Raw genomic sequence first — 22590 nt, forward strand, 5'->3', positions numbered from 1 at the left:
CTGTCCCCCCGGCCGGGGGTTTGGCAAGGGGGGGAATTTCAGGCGCGGCGGACCGGCATACGACTGCCTGGCGGCAGCGAAGTCTCGCCATAAAGGATCAGCTCAGCCGCGGCCATTTCTTCGGCCAGCCAGAGCGCCAGCGCCACCGGATCGCGGCTTTGCGGCCCGTCGACGGCATCGAGCACCAGTTTCGAGGGCGCCCAGACCACCGAGCGGCCGCGTTTGATCGCCCAGTCGATCTCGGTGCGCGAGGCAACCACCACGCAGCGCGAATCGCGCGCCGCCAGCATCCAGGCATTCTGTTCAATCGCCAGCAGGTCGACCCGGCGCTGGGTCGGGCCATGACCGGTGCGGGGCCGGGGCAGATCGGGCGCGCTGACGCAGAAAATCGCCGGGGTGCCGGGCGCGAGCAGAGCATCGATCCTTGCGCTCAGATCCGGGGCGGCGAGGGTGGCATTATCGAACCAGACCACCAGCGGATGGACCGCCTCCTCGCTTTCCTCATCTTTGCGCACCGGCAGTTCAGCCCGCGAGCGCACGATCTCAACCCCCAGCGCATAGGGGCCGATATCGAGCTTTTCGATGCGCACAAACACCCGCATTGCCTGATCTTCGGCCAGCAGATGCTCGGCGATATTCTCGGCAAGGGTTTCGAGCAGGTTCAGCCGCTCATGCGCCAGTTCGGCCGCGATCACCTCGGTGATGCGGTCATAGGACAGGATGCGGTCGACATCATCGGCGAGGGGCTGCACCGGCGGGCGCACCTCGATCACCACATTGAAGCGCAGGCGCTGCTTATTGCCGCGCTCTTTCTGGAACGCCCCGATATCCGCCTCGACGATATGATCGCGCAGCATCAGCCGGTCACGGGGATCAGCCGAGGCTGAGGCGGCGGCACGAGCTTCAGGATGCGCGAAGGCAAGCTGAATATCGCTGGTATTCTCGGCGTTCATATTCCCTCCCGTCGGGCGGATTGCCCCGGGTCTCAGCACTGGGCTGCGCCCGGCCCTCTGCACACGCGATGCGGGCAAAGGGCCGGGCGCAGGACCCCCTTGCAGGATCCCTAACAGCCCTTTGCGCCAATCCCAAGCCTGATGTCGGCATATAGCGGGATCATTGCGACCTGGAGGAAAGGCTCAGCCCCGCCCGCCTGGCTGGCGGTAGAAGTTATGCGCCCCGATCACCGTGGTGCGGGCAAAACGCCGCGACCAGGAGGGATTTACTGCATGGGTGTGGAAATGCGTCGCGCCATTGGTCAGACCGCGCTCGGCGCCATCGAGCATGACATCGGCGATACGCCCGGCAATTTCACGCGCATAGCGGTCGCGCATCTTGGTGGAATTGCCATTGCAGGAATAAGAGAACTGGCAGGCGCCACCGCCGCGCTGGTTCACCACACCGCAGACCGTGCGCGGATAAAGCCCGCTGTCGACCCGGTTCAGGATGACCTCGGCCACGGCGAACTGGCCTTTCAGGCTTTCGCCGCGGGCCTCAAAATAGATGGCCTCGGTCAGGCATTCCCATTGTTTGCCGCCCTCGGGGGCGGGCTGGGCCATCAGCCAGCCGGCATCATAGCGCAGCTGCGGCATCGCCAGCGAGCCCTCAGCCGGGGCGCTGGCCCCGGCCTTTGCCGTGGCCTCTTTCTCATCGGTGGTTTTGCGGCCGAAAGTCACCCGCCTGATCTTCTTTTCCGCGGCGGGGGCTTCTGCGGCTGCAGCCGCCGTCTCCGCCGTAGCATCACGATTGTTCGCCGAGCGGCCGATCACCCGGCCATTGGTCTTTTCTTCGGCTTTGGCTGCCATCACCACCGGAGCGGCAGGTTTTGCGGCAGGCTTTGCATCCGGCGCTGCGGCGGTTTCACCGGCTGCGGCTTTCACCGCTTCGGGGCCGGCAGCAATCGAGACAAGCTCGGCACCGGCAAAGGTGTTCAGACGTGACTTTTCGCTGCCGAGCAGCGAGCCCATTTCATCGGCCAGTACAGTACCGGCAATATTCTTGTCACTGCGTGTGACATCGGCATGGGCAGCCTGGGTGAGGACGGAGACGACTGCGAAGGTCGCAGCGGCCAGCGTATTCCCTGGACTTATCATAATCGGGTTCCTGGATTGTTACCCCCTACGCGACGGAGCCGCCGCGCAAAACGAACGCAGGGTTTGTCGAATCAAACCGGAGGGGTCCAGTCTTGTGACTTAATGGCCACAAGATCCCGTGGAATCCAGGCGAAAAACCGCCTGGATAGTTAAAGTGATAGATAAAGAGCCCGTGACAACCACATGATATTGTGGATTGATTTTAAATCTCCGGATTCTCCTTCAATGCCAGATGGGCCGCGGCCAGACGGGCCATTGGCACCCGATAAGGGCTGCAGGAGACGTAATCGAATCCGGCGCGGCGGCAAAAAGCGATCGAATCCGGGTCGCCGCCATGCTCGCCACAGATCGACAGACGCAGATCGGCGCGGGTCTGCCGGCCGCGTTCCGCCCCCATCAGCAGCAATTCGCCCACCCCGTCAGTGTCGAGAATATGGAACGGATCCTCGGGGAAAACGCCCTGCTGCACATAGGTATTCATGAAGCGCCCGGCATCGTCGCGCGACAGCCCATAGGTCATCTGCGTCAGGTCATTGGTGCCAAAGGACAGGAAGGCGGCATGCTGGGCGATCTCGCCGGCCCGCAGACAGGCGCGCGGCGTCTCGACCATCACCCCGAGGCGATAGTCGAAAGCGGCTTTGCTGCGGCTGCGCAGGGTCGCGGCCAGGGCATCGATGCGGGTCTTGACCAGCTCGACCTCGCGCCGGGCCGAGACCAGCGGGATCATCACCTCCGGCACCACCGGCGTGCCGCGCGCGGCGGCGTCAATCACCGCCTCAAAGATGGCCTGGGCCTGCATATCGTAGATTTCGGGCAGCACCACGCCAAGCCGCACCCCGCGCATCCCCAGCATCGGATTCACCTCGCGCAGCGCCTCGGCCCGGCGCGTCACTTCCGAGAGCGGCTTGCCAAGCGCTTCGGCCAGCTCGCGCAGCCCCTCGCGGGTGGCGGGCAGGAATTCATGCAACGGCGGGTCAAACAGCCGGATGCAGACCGGCAGGCCCTGCATGATATCGAAAAGCTCGCTGAAATCGGCGCGCTGCATCGGCAAAAGCCGCGACAAAGCCGAGGCCCGGTCGGCCGGGGTATCGGCAAAGATCATCTCCCGCATCACGGTGAAACGGTCTTCCTCAAAGAACATATGTTCGGTGCGGCACAGGCCGATGCCCTCGGCCTCAAACCGCCGGGCATTGGCGGCATCAGCCGGGGTATCGGCATTGGCCCGCACCCCGATATCGCGAAAATCATCGGCCCAGGCCAGCAGCTGGCGGAAACTGTCATCCAGCGCCGGGGGCAGGGTTTCGGCCTGGCCGGCCAGAGCCTCGCCGCGCGAGCCGTCGAGTGTGATCAGATCGCCTTCGCTGAAAATACGGCCATCGCGGCTGGTCAGACGTTTTTCGCGCGGATTGATCCGCATATCCGAGGCCCCGACCACCGCCGGCAGGCCCAGCCCGCGGGCGATCACTGCCGCATGGCTGGTCATGCCGCCGCGCTCGGTCAGCACGCCGACCGCCGAATGCATACCGCGGATATCCTCAGGCGCGGTTTCGCGCCGCACCAGGATGCAGGGCTCGCCCCGCGCGGCCGAGGCCTGGGCGGCTTCGGGCGAGAACATCAGCCGTCCGGTGGCCGCCCCGGGCGAGGCGGCAATGCCGCTGGCGATCACATCGCGGGGCCCGCGCGGATCGACCTGGTGGTGCAGCAGCTCCGACAGAGCGCGCGGCTCGACCCGCAGCACCGCATCACGCGGGCTGATCACCCCATCCTCGGCCAGAGCGACGGCAATATGCAGCCCGGCCCGGACAGAGCGCGCCACTTTCACCGCATCAAGCACCGCCAGCACACCATCCTCGATGGTGAATTCGATCTGCATCTCCTCGCGCAGCCGGATCCGGCAGGAGGCGCCCATGCCGATCAGATCCTGCAGGATCGCCGGCGCGGTATCCTCGAGCGAGGGGCCGCGCTGATCACGGGTCAGATAGAGCGCCTCACGTGCGGCCAGGGCATCACGACCCTGGCTCTGGCCGAGATAGCGCCCGGTGATGCGCGCGCAGCCGGTGACGCTGTCGACGAACTGGATCACGCCCGAGCCGGAAATGCCCTGGCCGATGCCCTGGGCCATGCGCTGCACCACGAGGCCCAGACCGGCCTCTTCGGGCGCGCCTTTCGCCTGGCGCAGCAGCCGGGCCGAAGTGCCCTCCCAGGCGCGGGCCATTGAACGCAGAACTTCCGAGAGCTGGCGGGCCGGATCCTCGGGGAAGGGCTCATCGGTTTCATATTCATAGAGCCGCAGCACCTCGCGCAGCGCCTCGGGGCCGGGCGATACATCCTCAAACATATCCGGATCGAGCCTTGCGACATGGATCGCATAGCTCTGGACGAAGCGGGTATAGAGGGCATCGGCTGCCGCGCGGCCATGGCTCTGGCACAGCGCCGTATGGCGGGCGGCATTCAACCCGATATTGAGGATAGTGGCCGGGCCGCCCCAGTCGGGCCCGGCCGGAGAGGGGCGGACCGAGACCAGGCTGTCAGGGCCGAAATGCGACAAAATTGCCTTTGAATCAATGCTTTGACCCGAGGCTATCAGCCGGACCGTCCGGGCGGGCAAAGCCACGGTCGCGGGAACAGGCAGATCCATGCGGATCAGGCGCTGCAGGCATTTCGCCTTCCAGCCATGATCGGCCGTGGTGATTTTTGCCGAGGGGGTGATCTCGGAAAACTCGATAAAGGGCTCGTATTTCTGCACTGCAGCAACTCCTCGCGGCAGTTGCAGAATAGACAGATTGCCGCATGAGGCAAGCGTCACGCTCTGTGGCCCGAGGGGGGGGCTGCGGCCGAGAGCGGCTGCCCGGGGCGCGGCGGCGCGCTGTGGCAGGCCGGGCCGGGGGGCTGCCTGCCCCAGCACCCCCGGGGGATATTTTCAGACAGATGAAGCCGAGCAGAAAAAGGGGGCCGCAGCCCCCTGATCCTCAGCCTTCGATTCTGGTCAGATCGGCAGTGCCGGCGCAGATCGCCCGGATCCGGTGCAACAGGTTCAGACGGTTGCGGCGGATGATCGGATTGTCGCTGTTGATCTGCACGGCGGTGAAGAAAGCGTCAATCGGCGCGCGCAAAGCCGCCATGGCCTGCATCGCACGGGCGAAATCCTCGGCCGCCATGGCCGGGGTGATCTTTGCCTCAGCCGCGTCAAGCGCGGCGAAGAGCGCGCGCTCTTCCTCGCTTTCGGCCAGCTTTTCATCGGGGCCGAAGGAATATTCGACGCCGTCTTTCGCCTCGGCCTGGGTCAGGATGTTATTGGCGCGCTTATAGCCCTGCAGCAGGTTCGCCCCGTCCTCGGTCTTCAGCAGATCCGAGAGCGCCGTGGCGCGTTTGACCAGCAAAGCCAGATCGTCATTGCCAGGCATCGCGAGGCAGGCGTCGATCACATCATGGCGGATGCCCTGATCCTTGAGGAAGACCTTGAGACGGTCATGGAAGAAGGAGAGGAGATCGGCACCATTCGCAGCCGGATAGCCTTTGGCGATCAGCGAGAGCAGCGGCGCTTTCAGCCCGTTGCTCAGGATCAGCCGGATCACACCCAGCGCGGCGCGGCGCAAAGCGAAGGGGTCTTTCGATCCGGTCGGCTTTTCGTCAATCGCCCAGAAGCCGGTCAGCGTGTCGAGCTTATCAGCCAGCGCCACGGCGACCGAAACCGGCTCAACCGGCACCGCGTCCGAGGGGCCGAGCGGCGCATAATGGTCGCGCGCGGCATTGGCCACCGCCTCGGGCTCACCCGATTGCAGGGCGTAATAGCGGCCCATCACGCCCTGGAGCTCGGGGAATTCCCCGACCATTGCCGAGCGCAGATCAAGCTTGGCCAGCTTTGCAGCATGTTCAGCCTGATCCGCATCCGCCCCGGTCAGCGGCGCGATTTCGCGCGCCAGCGCCGCGATCCGGGCGATCCGGTCGGCCTGGCTGCCCAGTTTCGACTGGAAGGTCACGGCTTTCAGCCCCTCGACCCATTCGCCCATGCCGGCTTTGGCGATGCGCAGATCGTTTTCCCAGAAGAAGCGCGCATCCGAGAGCCGCGCGGTCAGCACTTTGAGATTGCCGGCAAGGATGGTCGCGCCATCATCGCGGGTCTCGATATTGGCGACGGTGACAAAGCCCTCGATCCGGCCCGATTTCGCGTCGCGGGCCGAGAAGAACTTCTGATGCTCTTTCATCGAGGTCTGCAGCACTTCGGCGGGCAGGGCGAGGAAGGCCTCGGGGATGCGGCCCATAAGCGGCACCGGCCATTCGACAAGGCCTGCGATCTCAGCCAGCAGGCCCTTATCCTCAACCAGTTCGAGGCCTGCCGCAAAGGCGAGGTTTTCCGCGCCCTGCAGGATCGCGGCCTCACGCTCGCTCTGATCCAGCATGACTTTGGCGCGGCGCAGTTTCACCGCGTAATCCTCAAACGAGGTTACGGCAAAGCGGCCCATCCCGCGGCCCATGAAACGGTGGCCCTCGGTGGTATCGCCCGAGCTGATGCCCTCGACGCTGAGCGGCACCACGCGGGCCCCGGCCTCATCATGCAAAATGCACAGGATCGAATGCAGCGGCCGGACCCAGCGCAGCGCGCCCGCGCCCCAGCGCATCGATTTCGGCCAGGGGAAGTTGCGGATCGCCGCTTCCAGCACCTCGCCGATGATCGCATCGGCCGGACGGCCGGGCTTTTCAACCACGGCGAAATAGACCTCGGCCTTTTTATCGGCGCGCTTTTCCAGCTGCTCCAGCGTCAGCCCGGTCGAGCGCAAAAAGCCCTCGATGGCCTGGGCGGGGGCATCGGTGCGCGGGCCTTTGCGCTCTTCGCGCACGGGTTTGCTTTCCGCCGTCAGCCCCTCAATCGCCAGCACAAGGCGGCGCGGCGTCGAGAAAGTGCCAGCCCCGGCATAGGTGAGGCCCGCCTCAACCAGACCATCGGTGACCATTTTTTTCAGCGCGTCGCGGGCCATGCCCTGCATACGGGCCGGGATTTCTTCAGAGAAGAGTTCGATCAGAAGGTCGGGCATCACTGGTCCTCGGAAACGGGCGGGCAACCGGCGGGCAGGTCGCGCTGATTAAACTGCGCATCGCCACAGGCATTGATCTGGTGCCAGGCAAAGGCCCGGCCATCGGGGAAGACGGCGACCACACGGTCAACGCCGGGGTGGATCTCGGCCTGGGAGAGGAAGGCCAGCGCCTCGCCTTTTTCCAGTGCGCCGTCGATCTCGCCGGCATTATAGCAGTCGAACCAGCCAGGGCCGTTCAGCGGCACCGGATCGGTATAGGGCTTATAGCTTTCGCTCAGCATCGACAGCGACAAAGGCGTGGTGAAGCAGGCGCGGAAGCGAATGGGTGAGCTGTCAGCATCAATGCCGGTGACATCATTGGCCACGATTGCCTCGGGCTGGTCTGAGGCGATCGGGGTGAGCAGGATCTCCTGGCCCGGGGGGAAGGCCACCGGCGCATAGAAAGCATAGACCTGCAGCCAGTACATCAGCGCGCCTGCGGCAACACCGGTCACGAGAATAGCTCCTGCAGCGATTTTACCGGCATTCACGCTTTGGCCTCCGCTTCGGGCGCATCACGGCCCGCTTCGGTCAGGCGGAAGGCATCGGCGCATTTCTTTGCCAGAGCGCGCACCCGGCCAATATAGGCCTGGCGCTCGGTGACCGAGATAACGCCGCGCGCATCGAGCAGGTTGAACAGATGCGAGGCCTTGATGGTCTGATCATAGGCGGGATGCGCCATGATGATGGTCTTGCCGGTCTTCGGATCCTCAGCCGGGAAATCCAGCAGATGCTGGCATTCGCGCTCGGCATCCTCAAAGTGGCGCAGCAGCATCTCGGTGGTGGCGCCGTCGAAATTATGGCGGCTGTATTCTTCCTCGGTCTGACGGAACACATCGCCATAGCTCAGCGGGATCGGCGCATTGGGGGCGTTGAAGGGCATGTCCATGACATGGGCCACATTCATCACATACATTGCGAGGCGTTCCAGACCATAGGTCAGCTCGCCCGAGACCGGCTTGCAGTCATGGCCGCCGACCTGCTGGAAATAGGTGAACTGGCTGACTTCCATCCCGTCGCACCAGACTTCCCAGCCCAGGCCCCAGGCGCCGAGCGTCGGGCTTTCCCAGTCATCCTCGACGAATCGGATATCATGCAGCGACAGATCAATGCCGATCGCCTCGAGCGAGCCCAGATAAAGGGCCTGCAGATCGGGGGGCGAGGGTTTGATGATGACCTGATACTGATAGTAATGCTGCAGCCGGTTCGGGTTTTCACCATAGCGGCCATCGGTCGGACGGCGCGAGGGCTGCACATAGGCCGCCGCCCAGGGCTTTGAGCCGAGCGAGCGCAAAGTTGTGGCCGGGTGGAAGGTGCCTGCGCCCACTTCCATATCATAGGGCTGCAGAATGGCGCAGCCTTTATCGGCCCAGTAATTCTGCAGCCGCAGGATGATCTCCTGGAAGCTTTTGGGAACCGTCATTTCCTGAGGCATGAGATTGCCCTTCCTTCGCCTGCATCGCCGGGACCGGCCCCGCAGATCCACCGCGCCCCCGCACGCGCTGCGCATGACGGGCGGGCCGGGAGCCGGGGCCCGGATTGGAGCTTTCCCTATCTACTGGGACAGGCCGGGTCAATTGCCTCAGGCGTGTAAGGCGGTCGCAGGAGCGCTCTCTGGCGGTATTGCTGTTTCGCGGCCCGGCGCAGGCCTGCGACGGGCGGAATTTTGCAGCAAAGCCTGGCAAAACCCGGCCCGGGGCTGCAGGCCGGCTCTTGTTCTTGGCCGGACGCCCGCTAATGTCGGCGCGCAAGTGACGGCCCTGGCAGGGGGTGCCTGCAGTCGGACCCGGCCCGGAACAGAGCCCGGAACAGAGCCCGGAACAGAGGATGTGACCGCCCGTATGACTGCCATGCGTCTTTATGTTTTCTTCGCTGCGGTAACGCTGTTCATTCTGCAGGGCCCGGCTGGTTTCGCCCAGGAGCGGCGCTGGATCCAGGTTGAGGCCCGCCCCAATATTGAGCTGGCGCGCGAGCGCGCCTTTGCCTTTTCGACCACCTTCACCGAGACATGGGGCTATGGCCTGCCTTCGGGCTGGTTTGCCATCGTGCTTGGCCCCTATTCCGGCGAGGAGGCCAGCCAGCGGATCGGCGATCTGAAGCTGCGCGGAGTGATCCCGGCGGACAGCTATCTGACCGATGGAAGCGAATTCCGCGATCAGTTCTGGCCCGAAGGTGGCGCGGCAGCCGGAATGCCCGGTCTGGCTTTGCCGGCTGAGGTCGAGGTCTCGGAGCTGCCCGGCAGTGATACGGGGGCGGATGAGGGCGCTGATCCGGAGGCCGAAGCCGCGCTCAGCCCGGCCGAAGCCGCCGCATCTGAGCCAGTGGTGGAACGTGACAACGAGAGCCCGGCCGAAGCCCGCGCCTCGGAAGCACTGATGAGCGAGGAGGAGCGCAAAGCGCTTCAGGCGGCGCTGCAATGGTTCGGGTTCTATGAGGGCGGGCTCGACGGTGCCTATGGCCCGGGCACGCGTAAGGCAATGGCGGCCTGGCAGCAGGCTTTTGCGCAGGAAGCGACCGGGGTTCTGACCTCGCGCCAGCGCGCCACGCTGATGGTCAGCCATCAGGCGGAAGTGGCCGAATATGGCTTTGCCCTGGTCGAAGAGCAGGAAAGCGGCATTGATGTCACCCTGCCTTTGTCCTTGGTGGAATTTGACCGCTACGAGCCGCCCTTCGTGCATTTTCGGGAAAAGAACGGCTCGGGCCTGTCGCTGGTGCTGATTTCGCAGCCAGGCGATCAGGGCAGCCTGAGCGGGCTTTACGATATTCTCAGCCAGCTTGAGGCCATGCCCGAAGGGATGGAGCGCCAGCTGAGCGAGACCGCCTTCAGCCTGCGCGGCCAGGATGCGAGCCGGGTCGCACGCGCTGCGGCAAAGCTTGATCAGGGGCTGATCAAGGGCTGGATGCTGCTGTCAGATCCTGCCAATGCCCTGCGCGACAGCCGGGCGATTGAGGTGATGGAGGCAAGCTTCCGCGCCGTGGGCGATACGGCGCTTGATCCCGGTCTTGTGCCGCTCGATGAGGCGGCGCGGCGTGGCCTCGTGGCCGGGCTCGAGGTGCAAAAGCCAAAGCTCAGCCGTTCGGGCTTTTATGTCAGTGCCGATGGCCAGGTGCTGACCGAGGCCGGGCTCCTGGCCTCCTGCGGGCGGATCACGCTCGACCACAGCACCGGGGCTGAGCTGGTGCTGAGCGATGCCAGCACAGGTCTGGCGCTGCTGAAGCCGAAAAAGCCGCTGGCCCCCCAGGCTTTCGCCGGCTTTGCCGCCGGAGAGACCCGGCCCGGCGCGCCGGTGGCGGTTTCGGGCTACCCCTGGGAAGGCCGTCTCAGCGCTCCGGTGCTGAGCCATGGCAGTTTTGAGGAGCCGGGCGGGCTGAATGGCGAGACCGGGGTGATCCGCATCGCCGCCGGGCTGCGCAGCGGCAATGCCGGTGGCCCGGTGCTCGATACGGCCGGGGCGGTGATCGGCATGGTGCTGCCGCCGGCGCAAAGCGGCCCCGCGCTGCCCGGGGATGTGGCCTTTGCCGCGGACAGCAAAGTGATTGCGGACTTTTTGTCCCGGGCCGGGCTGAAGCCGGCTGAGACCCTGTCTTCGGCGGCGCTGCCGCCCGAGACCCTGACCCGTCAGGCCAGTGCGATGACGGTTCTGGTCTCTTGCTGGCCCTGAGGGGCCAGGCCCGGTCTGGGTTAGGCCGAAAAGTCAAAGAATGGGGAAGGGGGCGCCGCCCGGGCGCCCTTTTTCATTTCAGCGCCGCCAGAATACCGGCAGCAGCAGTATCAGCATGGTCAGGATGCCAAGCCGGCCAATGATCATGGTCAGCGACAGCACGAAAATGGCTGCGGGCGGGAAATCAATAAAGGTGCCGGTGCGCGCCACCATCGGCCCGAAGCCATAGCCAATATTGCCAAGACAGGTCCAGGCCGCGAACAGCGCCGATTGCAGGTCGAGCCCGATCAGGGTCAGCGTAACCGAGACCAAGCCCAGCAGCAGAATATAGGTGGCGATATACATGGTGACGGCGCGGATCACATCCTCATCCACCGGCCGGGCCTGATAGCGGATCGGCGAGACCTGCGAGGGATGGAAGATCTGGCCGATCTGGCGGCGCAAAGCCGCCATGGCAATCTGCACCCGGAAGACCGAGAGCCCGGCCGCGGTCGAGCCCGAGCAGCCGCCGATAATGCCGATCAGCAGCGCCATCACCAGAGCAAAGCCGCCCCAGCCGGAGAAATCACCCGAGAAAGTGCCGGTCGAGGACATGATCGAGGTCATATTGAACAGGGCCTCGCGGAAGGTCGGCTCAAAGCTGGTGCCTTTGTCCAGCACCCGCCACAGCGTCACCATCAGCACCGCCGTCAGCAGCCAGATCAGATAGCTGCGGATCTGCTGATCGCGCCAGAACTGCATCGGCTGGCCATTGACCATCTGCACATAGCGCACGAAGGGCAGGCTGCCGAGAAACATGAACAGCGCGCCAAAATACTCGCCGGCACCGCGATAGCCGGAAAAGGAGGAATCGTAAGGCGAGAAGCCGCCGGTCGAGACCGCGCTCAGCCCATGGCTCACGGCAATAAAGGGCGGCATGCCGATGATCAGGAAGGTGATGATGCAGATAAAAGTCAGCACCACATAAATATAAAGCAGCTGGCGGGCGATATCGGCGGCGCGGGGCAGGGCCTTGCCGAGCGTGTCAAAGGCCTCGGTGCGGAAAAACTGCATGCCGCCGATGCGCATCAGCGGCAGGAAGATCATGGCGATAAAGGCAATGCCAAGGCCACCGAGCCAGTTGCACATCACCCGCCAGAGATTCATCCCCGCCGGCAGGTTATCGAGGCCCACAATCACCGTCGCCCCGGTGGTGGTCAGCCCCGAGACCGCCTCAAACCAGGCATAGGCCAGCGGCAGGCCAGGCGCGCCCAGCATCAGTGGCAAAGCGGCAAACAGCGGTGCGATGATCCAGATCGAGGCGGTCAGCAGATAGGCCTGGCGCACATCCAGCGAGCGCGCCCCGGTGTTTGAGGTGGCGAGCGCCACCGCCATGCCGGTGAAAAAGGTGATCAGCGCGGCGCGGAAGATGTCGAATCCATTGGGATCACCGGCCCGCCAGTCCAGCACCGCCGGGGCAAGCATCAACAGGGCGAGGACGATCAGAATTCGTCCCAGAACATAGGCCACAGGGCGCAGGTCGATCATGGGCTGAGGCTTAGGCCCAGTCCCGCCCGGCGTCAAACAAACTCCGGCCGGGCAGCATCAGCTGTCGAGCCGGCGCAGCTTTTCCAGCACAGCCGGGCTGAGACGGTAATGCCCGGTCATGGAAAATTCGTTCAGCCGGTCCTCGGCCCGGGTGCCGGCACCGATATTATGCAAGATCAGCGGGCGGTTGCCGTCGCGGCTGCGCTCCTGGGCCACCAGCATCAGATGCGCCAGATTGCCCGGAAGGGTGCAGGTCACCACATCACCGGGGCGGAAATCCGCCGGATCCGCGCCGGGGGGCAGATCAGCCTGCAGCCGCTCAAACAGCCGCCGCAGATTGGGCACGCGGCGGTGATCGATATTGGCATCGGGGCGCTTCAGGCCCCAGCTGGCCGGATAGGCGGCAAAATCGGCCTTCATATCGCGGTTGACCGCGCGCTGCAGATCGATGCCATGCGCCTCGCGCAAGGCGCGGATCAGCACATCGGTGCAGACGCCGCGCTCGGGCGCGACATCGCCGCCGGGAAAGTCGAGGCGGATATAGGCCGGATCATAAATCGTGACCCGGCCGATCTGTCCGGCCGCGGCCCGGGCGAGAGCCTCGCCCGGATCGGCCCCGGTCTCGCTTGCACCCCGGGCGAGGTGGGGCGCGAGCAGCAGCAAAGGCGCGGCCAGCAGCGTCCGGCGGCTGAGCGGCTCAGCCGACATGATAGAGCGAGGCAAAGAGTTTCGGATCAAGGCTGATCGCGGCGAAGGTCTCACCCTCGGTCAGCACCGAGACCGCATCATGGCTGTGCAGACTTTCCTGATGGCTGGCCACCACGCGGAAATCACCGACCCGTGGGTCTTCGCGCAGCACTTCACAGAACGAGCGTGCCGCATCCTCGACAAAGATCGGATTGGCGCCGTTCAGCTCTGCAAAGGCCTGTTCATCCTCACGCTTGACCATGACCTGGGTCTCGGTGACCACGGCCCTGCGCGCCAGATCAATCAGATCCTCAAACCACAGCCTTTCGCCGGTTTTCACCACCAGCGACAGCCGCGCGACCGAGCGCTGCGAATGCGGCGTGGCGAGCTGACCGCGCAGCCGGCGTGCATGTTCCGACAGCTCCAGCGAGCAGGGGCAGGTCGAGGAATAGAGGTAATCAAGATGCATGATCTTGAGCCGCTCGCCCGCCTTTTCCACCAGTTCGAGCGCGATATCGTAATATTGCCAGCCCGAGAGCCCCGAGCGCAGGCTCTCAACCCTGACCGGGAAGGAAAAGCGCATCTGGATCCGGGCGTCAAAGCTGCCGAGATCGCGTTTATAATCCTCAAGCGCGGCCTCGATCACCTCAAAGCTGAACAGGCTTTCGGAATAGGGGTAAAATGAGCGCATGATGCGGCTCATATTGATGCCCTTTTTTTCGGCATCGAGGCTGACCGAGCCGGTCACGCTGGTCTCAAGCGTGATCTCGCCGGCATCACGGGTGCGAAACCGGATCGGCAGGCGGAAATTGGAGATCCCGACATGCTGAATCGGGGCTTTCGCTCCGACGATCAGGCTCGAGGGGCCGTTCTGCAGATCGGGCATCGAGGCGCGGTACGCCTGGTCGGGTGCAAAATCCTCAGGATAGGCGCGGCGCAGCGCCGGATAGGCCTGATCGGGCAAAAGATGGCCCACCGAAGGGTCAAGCTCGGCCACCGCCGCTTCGCCTGCGCTTTCCGCCCAGCGACGCAGCAGCAAAAGCGCGGCCTCGGCCTCGGCGCGCGTCGGCAGGGCGCCGGGATTGCGGTTATGGAGGGTCATGGATCGATCCTTTCGGTTCCGGCCCGCCACCTGTTCCTGCAGGGGGGCCGTCAATTTCCGGATAAACCAGCGGGATGATAAATCGCCGGGACTTCAAACAGGTAAGGATCACAGCGGGGAAAGCAAGCCCTGATAATCATTGTTTTACGCCTTCGGCCAGGACTGGCCGGGCCAGGGGAGCTGCGCACCGGCTGGCTACAGGCGAGCGGCTGCGGGGCAATGAAAAAAGCGGGGCATTACTGCCCCGCCTTCCGCCTTTCCCGCCTTCCGCCTTTGCAGACCCGACGCGCCGTGCCCGGATCAGAGCTGCGCCAGCGCCTGTTCCAGATCGGCGATCAGATCGCCTGCATCCTCGAGCCCGACCGAGAAGCGGATCAGGCCGGGCTCAATCCCGGCTGCGGCCTTCTGCGCATCGGTGAGCCGCTGGTGGGTGGTGGTTGCCGGATGGGTCGAGATCGATTTGGCATCGCCGAGATTATTCGAGATCTTCGGGATCTCCATCGCATTCTGCAGCCGGAACGCGCCTTCCTTGCCGCCTCTGACCACGAAGCTGACGATGGTGCCGCCGGTGCCCATCTGCGCCATCGCCAGATCATGCTGCGGATGCGCCTTCAGGCCCGGATAGAGCACTTTCTCAATCTTCTCATGGGCTTCCAGATATTCGGCGATCTTCTGCGCCGAATCCGCCATGGCGCGACAGCGCAGGTCCAGCGTCGCCATGCCATTGAGCATGATCCAGGAGGTAAAGGGGCTCATCGCGCCGCCGGTATGTTTCATATAGGGCTGGACGATCTTCTGGATATAATCGGCCGTGCCGCAGATCACCCCGCCAAGGGCGCGGCCCTGGCCGTCGATATGTTTGGTGGCCGAATAGACCACCACATCCGCGCCCAGCTCAACCGCTCTGGAAAAGATCGGAGTGGCAAAGACATTGTCGCAGATCACCAGCGCGCCGTTGCGATGCGCAATTTCGGCAACGCCTTTGATATCAACGATATCGAGGGTGGGGTTGGCCATGCTTTCAAAGAACACGGCTTTGGTTTCGGGGGTGATCGCCGCCTCCCAGGCCTGCAGATCGCCGCCGTCAACGAATGTGACCTTCACACCGTAGCGGGTCAGCACATCCTCGAGGATATAGAGACAGGAGCCAAACAGCGCCGAGGCCGAGACCACGTGATCGCCGGCTTTCAGCAGCGAGGTCAGCGCGCCATTGACCGCGGCCATGCCGCTCGCGGTGGCAAAGGCGTCTTCGGTGCCTTCGAGGCCGGCGATCCGCTCTTCAAACATCCGGGTGGTCGGGTTGCCGTAGCGGGCATAGATGAACTCATCCTCGCCCGATCTGATGAAACGCTGTTCGGCGGTTTCGGCATCGGGATAGGCGAAGCCCTGGGTCAGGAAAATCGCTTCGGCCATCTCACCATACTGGCTGCGGCGGCTGCCCTCATGGACCAGTTTGGTGCGTGTCTTCCAGTTCGTCATTATGCCAGGCCTCCCGGGGCCACCTATCTGAGGACCGGGCGAGGGGCTCGGGTGGTCTTTGCACCCGGGACACCTCTTTAGCGGTTTGTTTAACGTGGCCCGCAATCCGGTCAACAAAGCGCCACGGACCTTGGCTTACGCCTCTCGCCGGGGCAGGTCAACGCCCGGCCAGAGCGTCAGAGGGGCCGGGCGGGCGCGCTCAGGACAGGCCGAGTCCGGCCTTCATCAGTCCCTGGCGTAGCGGATCAAGGCTGTAGAGCAGATCCAGTGCCCCGGCGCGCAGATCGCGCAGCCCCTGGGCCCCGGCCATTGAGGCGCGGTTCAGCAGATCAATGCCACCGACGCGCAGGCTGACGTCGCCATGCCGGCCCTGGTGATAGGCATCCAGCAGTGGCCTTGCGCCCGGATCGGCGGCGCTGCCGGTCAGTTTCAGCAGCAAGGCCAGATCCGCCAGCGACATATTCAGCCCCTGGGCGCCGATGGGCGGTACCACATGCGCGGCTTCGGCCATCAGCGCGACGCGCTCGCCGCTCATCTTGCTGGCGAGGCGCGAGATGATCGGCCAGACCAGCCGCCGGGTTGCCAGCCGCATCTCCCCCAGCACACCGCAGGAGCGCAGGTTCATCTCGGCCTCGAAGGCCTCTGCCGGCAAAGCGGCGAGGCGCGCGGCTTCCGGCCCGCGCTCCATCCAGACCACCGAAGAGGCGGGTTTGCCGTCACGATCGGGCAGGGGCACCATGGTGAAAGGGCCGCCCGACCGATGCACCTCGGTCGAGACATTTTCATGCGGGCGGCTGTGGGTGACCGAGAAGACCAGCGCTTTCTGGCCATAGCGCAGATCGCGGGTCGATATGCCCATAGCCTCGCGCACCGGCGAATTGCGGCCATCGGCACCGATGACCAGCCGCGCCGAGATCTTGCTGCCATCCGAGAGCGTCACCAGAGCCTCGCGCTCACGCGTCAGCAGGCCGGTGGTGGCAAGGCCGGGGCGGAAGGAAACATTGGGCAATTCGGTCAGACGGGCGGAAATCTCGCGCCGCAACAGCCAGTTGGGCAGGTTCCAGGCAAAGGGCTGATCCGAAATTTCCGAGGCGTTGAAATCCTTTACCAGCCGCGCCTCACCCGGCGCGCCACCCGAATCGACAATGCGCATCACCTGCAATGCCGCCGCATGCGGCGCCAGCCGCTGCCACAGGCCTGCCGCCTCGAGCACCGCGACCGAGGGCTGCAGAAAGGCGGTGGTGCGCAGATCGGCATCGCCTGCGCTCTCGCTGATGGCGGGGGGCGTCGGGTCGACGCAGATCACCTCAAACCCGGCAGTGCCTAAAGCTGCCGCCGCCGTCAGCCCGGCAATGCCGCCGCCTGAGATCAGAATGCCGGTGTCTTCGCGTGTCATCTCTGGCCCCCCATCCGGGGGCAAGCCCCGCTTTGGCCGCGAGTTTACCGGCGGCGCGGGCCGGGGGCCAGAGCCCGCAGCTCAGCCGCGCAACAGCTGGTCGAGAAAACGGGTCAGATCGGCGGTATGATGGTGAATATGCGGCTGGGCCTCAAGCGCCTCGGGCGCGACATGGACGGTGCGCATACCCAGATCATAGGGCTCAACCAGGTTGCGCGGATCATCCTCAAACATCGCGGCCCGCTCGGGCGCGAGCCCGTCGGTGGCAATGATCCTTTCAAAGGCATCACGGCCGGGTTTCGGCAGATATCCGGTATCCTCAACGCCGTAGATTGCATCAAACAGGCCCGAAAGCCCGCGCCGCTCGAGCACTTTGCAGGCGTAAAGCGTATCGGCATTGGTGAAGATGATCCGCCGCCCCGGCAGGTCGGCAATCCGCGCCGCCAGCGCCGGGTCGGGCGTCAGCGCCGAGAAATCAATATCATGCACATCATTGAGATAGGCGACCGGGTCGATCTGATGCTCGGCCATCAGCCCGGCGAGGGTGGTGCCGTAATGACGGTAATACTGATTGCGCATCAGATCGGCCGGAGCCTCCTCAAGCCCGAGGCTGCGCATAACCCATTGGGTCATCCGCCGCTCGATCTGGTCAAAAAGACGCACCTCGGGCGAGTAGAGCGTATTGTCGAGGTCGAAGACCCAGGTGGTGATATGATTGAAATCAGGGCTTTTCATGGTGTTTTCATAGCATGTCTCTGCGCCGGGGTCAGCCGCTCAGACCCCGGAAGCGCGAATTCTTTGTGACAGCGACACCAGGGCTGCGGCCAGCCATGCTTAAGGTGGGCTTGATCGCTCAGAAAGCGGCGACTAGGGTTCGCCACCCTGTCGCAAAAGGCATTTTCCGAAGCGGCAGGCAGGCACAGATCAGGCTCGCGGCAGCGGGCACCGGCCGCAGCCGGAAGATGTGCCAGGAGGCAAGGGAAGGGGGCAGAAGTTGCAGAAAGACGCCTATACGCTGATCGTCGAGGCGATCGAGGCCGGGGAATATAAGCCCGGCGACCGGCTGGTGGAAAGCGAGCTGGCCGAGAAATTCGGCGTGTCGCGCACCCCGGTACGCGAGGCTTTGCAACGGCTTGAGACCCAGACCATGCTGCGCCGCGATGGCCGCAGCCTGATCGTGGCGACGCTGGATCACAATCAGCTCTCGGAACTTTACGCGGTGCGCACCGAGCTTGAGGGGCTGGCGGCCCGGCTCGCGGCGCGCCATGCGACCGAGGAAGAAGTGCGGGTGCTCAAAAGCATGGTGGCCGAGGACCGTGCCCTTCTGGGCGGCGATCCATCGGCGCTGAGCCGGGCCAACCGCCGCTTCCATAAGCAGATCCATCTGGCCAGCCATAACCGCTTCCTGGTGCGCCAGCTCGACCTGGTGCATCGCTCGATGGCGCTGATGGCCCAGACCTCTTTCGCGGCAGAGGGCCGCGATGAGGTGGCGCTTGACGAGCATGATGCGATTGTGGCGGCGATTGCGGCGCGCGATGGCGATGCGGCCTGGGCGGCTTTGCGCACCCATATCAGCCAGGCCTTTGAAACCCGGCTCAGGGTTGAGGCGGGCGAGCTGAAAATGCGCTGAGGGAACAGGGCCGCCTCAGCTGGCCTTGTTGGCTGACCCGGCCCGGGGCCGGTTACGGCGGGCCGGCACTGTTTTCATCAAACAGGCCATGGCTGGTTTTATCCCAGTAAAACGGCCGGAAGATCATTTCCCACAACGCTTTCGCGGCGGCAAAACTGGCCAGGGCCTGATAAGGATAGAGCGTCAGCACCCAGAGCCGCGACAGTTTCTGGCCGCTCTGACGCAATGCGAGCAGCGCCAGCGTGGCATCGACAGCCGCACAGAGCAGGAAGGCCGCGATCATCAAAAAGCGCAGCGGCGGCGGCAGAGCGGTGGCAAGCGGATGCGGCAGGCCAAGGGCGAGCAGCCAGCAGCTCCAGAGCAGCGGGGCCAGCAGGCTTTGCAGCGCCGCGCCGAGAAACATCACCTGAAAGCCGAGAAAGGCGCGCCAGCCGATCTGGCGGCGCAGCTGTCCCGGCCGGCGCATATGCACCCCCCAGGTCATCATATGGCCCTTGATCCAGCGCGAGCGCTGGCGGATCCAGGGCCAGGCCCGGCAATTGGCCTCTTCACGGGTGACGGCGCGGCTGAGCCGGGTCTGATAGCCATGCCGGGCGAGGCGGATGCCCAGATCGGCATCCTCGGTGACATTATGCGAATCCCAGGCCCCCAGCGCCTCCAGCACCTCACGGCGGATGAACAGGCTGGTGCCCCCCAGCGGCACCATCAGCCCCATCCGGGCAATTCCGGGCAGGATGAGGCGAAACCAGGCGGCATATTCCAGGGTGAAACAACGCGACAGCCAGTTGGTCCCGGGGTTGTAGAAATCCAGAACTCCCTGAATACAGGCCAGATTTTCCGGGCCGTGATGAAGCTCGGCCATAATGCGGCGGATCTGATCCGGCTCGGGCGCGTCTTCGGCATCATAGATGCCGATCACCTCGCCATCGCTGTGATCGAGCGCGACATTCAGCGCCCTCGGCTTGGTCATCACCTGGCCGGGCGGCACCAGCACGATGCGCATCCAGCCCGGCAGATCGCTGCCGGCCAGGGCCTTGCGGGTCAGATCATCCCCGGCCTCGATCGCCAGCAGCACCTCCAGCCGGTCGCGCGGATAATCCAGCCGCGACAGCCGCCGCACCAGGCGTGGCGCGATATCGCTTTCGCGGCAGAGCGCCACCAGCAACGAGACTTTGGGCAAAGCGCGCCCGGGCAAAGGCGGTGCCGGGCGGGGCGGATGGCGCAGCGCCGTGAGCGCGGCGCAGAGCTTGAGCAGGGTTGTGCTGATCATGGCCAGCAGGGCAGTGGCCAGAAGGATCAGCCCGGACAGCAGCGGCGCCTGGAGCACTATCGCCGCGCTCAGGGCCAGCAGGGCAAGGCTGGCCGGGATCCGCCCCGCCCCGCCCCAGCCGCGACAGCTCTCCGCCACCGGGGGCCGGCTCTCGGCCCGGGCGGCGATGCGGGCGCCGCGGGTCAGATGCAGGGCCCGGGTGAGCGCTGCCGAGGGGGCAAGGGTCAGCTGCACCGGACCAAGCCGGGCCTCAACCCCGGGGCGCAGCCCGGCGAAGAGATGCGGGCGCGAGGTGGCGAGCAATACCGCCGCCCCGGTGCGGCGCAGCGGCAAAAGCCGGTGGCGCTGACAAAATTCTGCTCCGAGCTGGTCGATCAGCGCCGCCACCGGCAGCGGCTGGCAGGGATCGGTGTGGCTCAGCCCGTAATGCCGGGCGGCGGCCTGCAACAGCCCGGCCTCGGGCAGGCTGCTTTCCCAGGGCAGCTGATCGGTGGCAGGGGTCAGCGGATCCCCCCCGGCGGCGGTGCGCTGATCAGCCCGTAGCGCAGCAGGGCGAGAAAGAAACTGTCCTGCGCCAGCGCAGCGCGCGGCGCATCAGGCCCGGCTGCGCGCCGTGCCCGCTGAATAAAGATTGCCATGCCGATGCCCCCGGTCAAGCAGATCGGGCCAGTCTGCGATGCCCGGGGTTAAGCGCCGGTTAATCAGGCTATAGCGGGCACCTGGCCAGAAAGCGGGCCAGACATTCAGACACGGGACCAGACACCGGAGCGGACAGCGGGCAAAGCAAAACGCCGCAGACCCCGGGGGCTGCGGCGCTGATTGGTGTTGCGAGGCGCGTGATTTACTTCGCGCCGACCGCTTCGGCGAAGCGTGCGAACAGATAATGGCTGTCCTGCGGGCCGGGGCTGGCCTCGGGGTGGTATTGCACCGAGAACACCGGACGGTCTTTGAGCGCGATGCCGCAATTGGTGCCATCGAACAGCGAGACATGGGTCTCGACCACGCCTTCGGGCAGGCTTTCGCTGTCTACGGTGAAGCCATGGTTCATCGAGGTGATCTCGACGCGGCCGGTGGTCAGATCCTTGACCGGATGGTTCGCGCCATGATGGCCATGGTTCATCTTGCGGGTCTGCGCGCCGAGGGCGAGGGCCAGCATCTGATGGCCAAGGCAGATGCCGAAGACCGGCAGTTGTTTTTCCAGAACGCCTTTGATCATCGGCACGGCATATTCGCCGGTTGCCGCCGGATCGCCGGGGCCGTTCGAGAGGAAGACACCGGCCGGGTTATGGGCCAGCACCTCTTCCGCCGTGGCACTGGCGGGCAGAACCACAACATCACAGCCGGTGCTGGCGAGGCAGCGCAGGATATTGCGCTTGGCGCCGAAATCGATCGCGACCACTTTCGGAGCCGGGCCGGTGCGCTTCGTATAGCCCTCACCCCAGGCCCAGCTTTTCTCATCCCAGGTGTAGCTCTGGCTGCAGGTCACCTCTTTCGCCAGATCAAGGCCCACAAGGCCCTTCCAGTCGCGGGCTTTCGTCACCAGCTCTTCGGTGTTGAAATTACCCTCCGGGTCATGGGCCAGCGCAACATGTGGCGCGCCCTGCTGACGGATGGCACGGGTCAGGCGGCGGGTGTCGATGCCGCCAATGCCAATCCGGCCGATTTTGGTCAGCCAGCTGCGCAGATCGTTGGTGGCACGCCAGTTCGAGGGCTCGGTCGGATCCCATTTGACCACCATGCCAGCGGCGGCGGGCATCTGGGATTCATCATCTTCTGCGGTCACGCCGGTATTGCCGATATGCGGGAAGGTGAAGGTCACGACCTGACCGGCATAGGAGGGGTCAGTGATAATTTCCTGGTAGCCGGTCATTGCGGTGTTGAACACCAGCTCGGCAATGGTGACGCCGGTGGCGCCGAAACCATAGCCGTAAAACAGTGTGCCATCGGCGAGCGCCAGACAGGCAGTAGGACGGGGGGCTGCATGCGGCATGGGGGGCTCCGGTGGCTCTGGGATAAACGCGCGGAACCTATGCCCGCATGGCAGGAGGGTCAAGGGCCTGCGACATAAAGGATTTATCAATATAACACAATGACTTGCCCGGAAGTCGCCCGCTTGCTGAAAACCAGCCTGCGTGGCAAGCTGGCGATCTTACCAGATATGGAGGCCCTGATGAGTCTGCGCGAACGCCTGTCCGGGGCGCTGAAAGAGTCGATGAAGGCCCGTGAGGCCACCCGCACCTCAACCCTGCGGCTGATCAATGCCGCCATTCGCGACCGCGATATCGCCGCGCGCGGCGAAGGCAAGGGCGACGAGGGGGTGAGTGAGGCCGAGATCCTTGCCTTGCTGGGCAAGTTGGTCAAACAGCGCCAGGAATCGGCGCGGATCTATGAAGAGGCCGGGCGGCTTGAACTGGCCGAGCGCGAGCGGGCCGAGGTTGAGGTGATTGAGACCTTCCTGCCGCGCCAGCTCTCGGAGGCCGAGGTCTCGGCGGCGATCGAGGCCGAGATTGCCGCGCTTGGCGCCAGCTCGATCCGCGACATGGGCCGGGTGATGGCGGCGCTGAAAGCGCAATATACCGGCCAGATGGATTTCGCCGCCGCAGGCGCAGTGCTGAAAGCCCGCTTCGCCTGACGGGTTTTGCCCGAGGGCTCAGCCCGGGGGCGGGCGCGCGCGT

The 22590-nt window shown here is 64.8% G+C and carries 18 protein-coding genes and 1 riboswitch; of the genes, 3 read left to right on the forward strand and 15 right to left on the reverse strand.

The features are described from left to right. Window positions 1-38: 38 nt before the first annotated feature. The 6 genes from H0485_RS11245 to H0485_RS11270 form a co-directional block, all read right to left on the reverse strand. Window positions 39-953 carry a dihydroneopterin aldolase gene (locus tag H0485_RS11245; protein ID WP_226935581.1) on the reverse strand — a complete coding sequence of 305 codons (915 nt, stop codon included), beginning with the start codon at window positions 951-953 and terminating at the stop codon, window positions 39-41. A gap of 183 nt (window positions 954-1136) precedes the next feature. Next, entirely contained in the window at window positions 1137-2090 is a 954-nt protein-coding gene (locus tag H0485_RS21860; RefSeq protein WP_354002445.1) for a cell wall hydrolase, read from the reverse strand. Window positions 2091-2292: 202 nt separating this feature from the next. Further along, a complete protein-coding gene (locus H0485_RS11255) occupies window positions 2293-4836 on the reverse strand; it encodes a putative PEP-binding protein (protein ID WP_226935583.1) in 2544 nt (847 codons plus the stop codon). A 223-nt stretch (window positions 4837-5059) separates the two neighbouring features. Further along, window positions 5060-7123: a glycine--tRNA ligase subunit beta gene (glyS, locus tag H0485_RS11260; protein ID WP_226935585.1), complete on the reverse strand. Its 2064-nt coding sequence runs from the start codon at window positions 7121-7123 to the stop codon at window positions 5060-5062. Beyond that, the gene (locus tag H0485_RS11265; RefSeq protein WP_226935747.1) at window positions 7123-7590 is read right to left on the reverse strand and encodes a DUF6446 family protein; all 468 of its coding nucleotides are present in this window, start codon (window positions 7588-7590) and stop codon (window positions 7123-7125) included. Before H0485_RS11265 ends, glyS begins: the two co-directional genes overlap by 1 nt. A gap of 59 nt (window positions 7591-7649) precedes the next feature. After that, complete coding sequence (locus tag H0485_RS11270) at window positions 7650-8585, reverse strand: glycine--tRNA ligase subunit alpha (RefSeq protein ID WP_226935586.1); 936 nt, start codon at window positions 8583-8585, stop codon at window positions 7650-7652. A gap of 406 nt (window positions 8586-8991) precedes the next feature. On the opposite strand from H0485_RS11270, the gene H0485_RS11275 reads away from it, so the two are divergent. Further along, complete coding sequence (locus H0485_RS11275; RefSeq protein WP_226935588.1) at window positions 8992-10824, forward strand: serine protease; 1833 nt, start codon at window positions 8992-8994, stop codon at window positions 10822-10824. 78 nt (window positions 10825-10902) lie between these two features. Here H0485_RS11275 and H0485_RS11280 read toward each other — a convergent pair whose 3' ends face one another. The 6 genes from H0485_RS11280 to H0485_RS11305 form a co-directional block, all read right to left on the reverse strand. Continuing rightward, window positions 10903-12351: a TrkH family potassium uptake protein gene (locus H0485_RS11280; RefSeq protein ID WP_226935590.1), complete on the reverse strand. Its 1449-nt coding sequence runs from the start codon at window positions 12349-12351 to the stop codon at window positions 10903-10905. A gap of 57 nt (window positions 12352-12408) precedes the next feature. Next, complete coding sequence (locus H0485_RS11285; protein ID WP_226935592.1) at window positions 12409-13074, reverse strand: DUF1287 domain-containing protein; 666 nt, start codon at window positions 13072-13074, stop codon at window positions 12409-12411. Further along, window positions 13049-14140: a GTP cyclohydrolase FolE2 gene (gene folE2, locus H0485_RS11290; protein ID WP_226935594.1), complete on the reverse strand. Its 1092-nt coding sequence runs from the start codon at window positions 14138-14140 to the stop codon at window positions 13049-13051. The genes H0485_RS11285 and folE2 overlap by 26 nt, the downstream gene beginning before the upstream one ends. 300 nt (window positions 14141-14440) lie before the next feature. Further along, a complete protein-coding gene (gene metZ / locus H0485_RS11295) occupies window positions 14441-15622 on the reverse strand; it encodes an O-succinylhomoserine sulfhydrylase (RefSeq protein ID WP_226935750.1) in 1182 nt (393 codons plus the stop codon). 49 nt (window positions 15623-15671) lie between these two features. Continuing rightward, a riboswitch (SAM riboswitch) is annotated at window positions 15672-15754 on the reverse strand. 64 nt (window positions 15755-15818) lie between these two features. Further along, complete coding sequence (locus H0485_RS11300) at window positions 15819-17015, reverse strand: UbiH/UbiF family hydroxylase (RefSeq protein WP_226935596.1); 1197 nt, start codon at window positions 17013-17015, stop codon at window positions 15819-15821. Window positions 17016-17096: 81 nt separating this feature from the next. Continuing rightward, window positions 17097-17750: a pyrimidine 5'-nucleotidase gene (locus H0485_RS11305; RefSeq protein ID WP_226935598.1), complete on the reverse strand. Its 654-nt coding sequence runs from the start codon at window positions 17748-17750 to the stop codon at window positions 17097-17099. A gap of 259 nt (window positions 17751-18009) precedes the next feature. Here H0485_RS11305 and H0485_RS11310 point away from each other — a divergent pair, with 259 nt between their 5' ends. Then, a complete protein-coding gene (locus H0485_RS11310; protein ID WP_226935600.1) occupies window positions 18010-18645 on the forward strand; it encodes a GntR family transcriptional regulator in 636 nt (211 codons plus the stop codon). 52 nt (window positions 18646-18697) lie between these two features. Here the strand turns inward: H0485_RS11310 and H0485_RS11315 are convergent, their stop codons facing one another. The 3 genes from H0485_RS11315 to carA form a co-directional block, all read right to left on the reverse strand. Beyond that, on the reverse strand, window positions 18698-20362 hold the full coding sequence (locus tag H0485_RS11315; protein ID WP_226935602.1) for a glycosyltransferase family 2 protein: 1665 nt from the start codon (window positions 20360-20362) through the stop codon (window positions 18698-18700). A gap of 53 nt (window positions 20363-20415) precedes the next feature. After that, window positions 20416-20553, reverse strand: coding sequence for a hypothetical protein (locus H0485_RS11320; RefSeq protein WP_226935604.1), 138 nt, complete (start codon window positions 20551-20553; stop codon window positions 20416-20418). A 203-nt stretch (window positions 20554-20756) separates the two neighbouring features. Continuing rightward, window positions 20757-21905, reverse strand: a complete 1149-nt coding sequence (gene carA, locus H0485_RS11325) for a glutamine-hydrolyzing carbamoyl-phosphate synthase small subunit (RefSeq protein WP_226935606.1) — start codon at window positions 21903-21905, stop codon at window positions 20757-20759. 180 nt (window positions 21906-22085) lie between these two features. Here carA and H0485_RS11330 point away from each other — a divergent pair, with 180 nt between their 5' ends. After that, on the forward strand, window positions 22086-22547 hold the full coding sequence (locus H0485_RS11330; RefSeq protein ID WP_226935608.1) for a GatB/YqeY domain-containing protein: 462 nt from the start codon (window positions 22086-22088) through the stop codon (window positions 22545-22547). Window positions 22548-22590: the final 43 nt, after the last annotated feature.

The organism is Pseudogemmobacter faecipullorum (assembly GCF_020539525.1).
Taxonomy (GTDB): domain Bacteria; phylum Pseudomonadota; class Alphaproteobacteria; order Rhodobacterales; family Rhodobacteraceae; genus Pseudogemmobacter; species Pseudogemmobacter faecipullorum.